Genomic DNA, 1270 nt, shown 5'->3' with positions numbered 1-1270 from the left:
GCGGCAGCGCGTCCAGCCACTGCCGCGCATCCATCCAGCCCATGTCCAGGCCGTTGGCGCGCAGGTAGGCCGCGCCCAGGGTCGAGGACAGCAACTCGCCCTGCCCCAGCACCTCGGCCTGCCAGTCCAGCGTGCGCTCGGCCGCGCGCGGATCGTCGAGCAGGCCGCGCAGCGCCGCCAGGCGTTCGCCCAGCACCGCCTCGGCATCCAGCTCCAGTTCGGCCAGGAACTCGCGGTGGCGCTGCTCCAGCGCGGCCACGCGCTGCGCGCTGTCGGCGCTGCCGTCGGCGATCGCGGTCAGTTCGTTGGTGACCCCGGACAAGGCCGACACCACCACCAGCACCCGCGCGCCGGTCTCCTCCGCGCGTTTTTTCGCCAGCCGTCCAATCGTGTCCCAGCGATGACGACGCGACACCGAAGTGCCGCCGAACTTGAGGACGATCCAGCGATCGACAGGGGAGGAAGCTGACATGGAGTGGGGGTGTCTGGAATGTGGGGAAAACGCCTGCATGCGCGGGCGGAACCCCCGATTCTACTGCCAACCGAGCGCCGATGAGCGCGCGCCGCTACCTGCACCTGGACGTCTTTTCCGCCAGCCCGGGGCCTGGCGTGGCGATCGATGCCGCCGACCTGGACGCACCGCGCATGCAGCGCCTGGCGGCGTGGCTGAACCTCTCGGAGACGGTGTTGTTCCTGCCGCCGGAGGCGGGCGCGGGCTACCGTATCCGCATCTTCACCCCAAGGGCGAACTGCGATTCGCAGGCCACCCAGCGTCGGCGCCGCCTGGGCGGCGGGCGCGACGTCGCCAGCCAGGGACGCGAACTCGGGCGCGATAGCCGCGTCGAACTCCTGGTCGATGGCGAAGACGTGTGGAGCGGCGGTCTGGTGCAAGCGGTGATCGCTGGCAAGATCGCTTGGTAAGCTCCGGCCTCCCCCACCGCAGTCCGGAGTTCCCCCTCATGGCCGCACGCCGCTTCTTCCAGGTCGATGTCTTCTCCGCCCGCGCCGGCAACGGCAATCCGTTGGCCGTCGTGCTCGATGCCGATGGCTTGGACGCCGCCACGATGCAGGCCATCGCGCGCTGGACGCGCCTGCCGGAAACCACCTTCGTGTTTGCGCCGACGCGGCCGGATGCCAGCTACGGCCTGCGCATGTTCAGCCCGCAGAAGGAAGTGCCGTTCGCCGGCCATCCCAGCGTCGGCACCGCGCACGTCGCGCTGGAAGCGGGCATCGCCAGCCCGCGCGACGGCGTGCTGACCCAGGACGGCAT

The 1270-nt window shown here is 70.6% G+C and carries 2 protein-coding genes and 1 pseudogene; 2 read left to right on the top strand and 1 reads right to left on the bottom strand.

Annotated elements, in window-relative coordinates:
• Window positions 1-472: pseudogene (locus D588_RS0113905) on the bottom strand (bifunctional aspartate kinase/diaminopimelate decarboxylase); the annotation flags it as partial.
• Between the two features lie 80 nt (window positions 473-552).
• Here D588_RS0113905 and D588_RS0113900 point away from each other — a divergent pair.
• Both D588_RS0113900 and D588_RS0113895 read left to right on the top strand, forming a co-directional pair.
• Window positions 553-921 (top strand): PhzF family phenazine biosynthesis protein, encoded by a 369-nt coding sequence (locus tag D588_RS0113900; RefSeq protein ID WP_017916412.1) that lies wholly within the window; start codon window positions 553-555, stop codon window positions 919-921.
• A gap of 38 nt (window positions 922-959) precedes the next feature.
• Window positions 960-1270, top strand: a 311-nt coding sequence (locus D588_RS0113895; protein WP_017910840.1) for a PhzF family phenazine biosynthesis isomerase, incomplete at its 3' end; no start/stop codon positions are given.

This window comes from Xanthomonas sp. SHU 308 (genome assembly GCF_000364645.1).
GTDB lineage: Bacteria > Pseudomonadota > Gammaproteobacteria > Xanthomonadales > Xanthomonadaceae > Xanthomonas_A > Xanthomonas_A sontii.
This window is presented reverse-complemented; position numbering and strand designations above follow the sequence as displayed.